Raw genomic sequence first — 1588 nt, forward strand, 5'->3', positions numbered from 1 at the left:
TAGCTAAATCAGGATTAATATATGATGGAAATTATAAAAGTACTTTAGTGAAAAATTAATACATTTTTACTTGTTTTTTACCACAGTACTTTGTTGTGGTTAGTTTTTATTCTTTCAAATACCACGATTTTTCATTCAATTCAGCTAGGTTTTGTGCAGGTATTCCGTTAAGTTTAGTCATTTTTTTACAAACTTGCTCAAAATCCGCATTTTCTATATAAGCCATATCTATTATATGGTCAGTTTCTCCAAATCCACCTGCTCCGATTAGTATTTTTTCAGATGTTCTAAATTCATTACTTAATTCAGTCAGAATTTTGAATAATTCAGTTGATATATTTTTGTCGAATAGGTATAAACTTGAGAATCTTTCTATACAACCAATATGTATGACTTTTTTATAAATATCAATACTAAAACTATCTCCTTCTCCAGTAATGTATTCAGGATTTCCATTTTCGGATGGAATATGGCTAATCCACCAATTTCCATTTACGTTTTCTGTAAATGTTCCGTATTCCTCTAAATGCAAAAGTTCAGATTTTAGTCTGTCAAAAGTGCTTTTCAGTTTTTGTTTTATTTCCTCGACTGAATATTCTTTTTCTTTCGGAATTATACAGTCAATATGTGTTCCCATAGTCTGTTCTCAAATTAACCACAACGTTTTTGTGTATGATTAGTGGCGTGTTTAAGCACGGAATTTAGCAAATAAAAACCAAATAGAAAATCCGCGAGGATTTTCGTAAGTAGGCGAGAACTAGCCATTAATTATACACGGTGTTGTAAAACGTACTTATTTTTCATTATCAATTAACCAAGGTTGCTTAAATTCCTTTGTTTTGGTCAATTCCTTTTTTAATTTTTCTCGGTCTAAATTCAATTCAGAATATTCTGCTCTTTCAAAAAGTAGGTTATACGCTGATTGATGAAATCCGTATTTTTTTAAAATATCAAAATCCGATTTTGCTTTTTCGGTATTCAGATTGTCGTTGTCGAATTCAATTTTTAAAAGGTCAACTAAAGTGTCATTTACAAACTGTTTTTTATAATTCAGTCGTTTTTTGTCCAATTTCATAGAGTTTAATTCTTTAAGAATTTCATAAACGATTGAGTCATTTTTCTCCGCTTTTCTGCGATTCCAAAATTCAGCGTAATATTTAATTTGTATTTCGGGTTTGTTGTAAGTCAGTTGCAAACTGTCCATTAAATTTCCAAAATTCCGTTTTATATAAATGTCTTCGATTAGAAAACTATTTTCGCTTTTAAAAATCAGATTTTCGAGTTTTTCGTAACCGAACTTTTTAAATGATTCGTGAATTGTTCTTAAATTTTCGGGTTTTCTAATCCACGTGTTTTTTGTCCAATCAGAGTTTCTTAAATCGAAAAATGAAGTTTTATTTTCTGCATAAAATTCCGATTCACTTTTTTCTTTATTAACACAAGAAACAAGTAATAATATCAGAATGTTTAATGTTAGCAGTTTGTTCATTCGTATGTTTTACAACGTGTTTGTATATGGTTTGTTGCGTGGTTAAGCAACTAAGTTAACAAATACAAACCGAATAGAAAATCCGAGAGGATTTTCGTA

Annotated in this window: 2 protein-coding genes; both read right to left on the reverse strand. The window is 29.5% G+C overall.

All coding sequences use genetic code 11. The features are described 5' to 3' along the window. Positions 1-106: 106 nt before the first annotated feature. Positions 107-637, reverse strand: coding sequence for a hypothetical protein (locus DFQ10_RS18445; RefSeq protein WP_115818924.1), 531 nt, complete (start codon positions 635-637; stop codon positions 107-109). Positions 638-793: 156 nt separating this feature from the next. Next, entirely contained in the window at positions 794-1489 is a 696-nt protein-coding gene (locus DFQ10_RS18450; RefSeq protein ID WP_115818925.1) for a hypothetical protein, read from the reverse strand. Between the last annotated feature and the right edge of the window lie 99 nt (positions 1490-1588).

Source organism: Winogradskyella eximia (assembly GCF_003386165.1).
In the GTDB taxonomy this organism is placed as follows: domain Bacteria; phylum Bacteroidota; class Bacteroidia; order Flavobacteriales; family Flavobacteriaceae; genus Winogradskyella; species Winogradskyella eximia.

Bases quoted from the DNA above. Each gene is read 5' to 3' on its own strand.
- DFQ10_RS18450 (WP_115818925.1), bottom strand. From the start codon at position 1,489: ATGAACAAACTGCTAACATTAAACATTCTGATATTATTACTTGTTTCT.
- DFQ10_RS18445 (WP_115818924.1), bottom strand. From the start codon at position 637: ATGGGAACACATATTGACTGTATAATTCCGAAAGAAAAAGAATATTCA.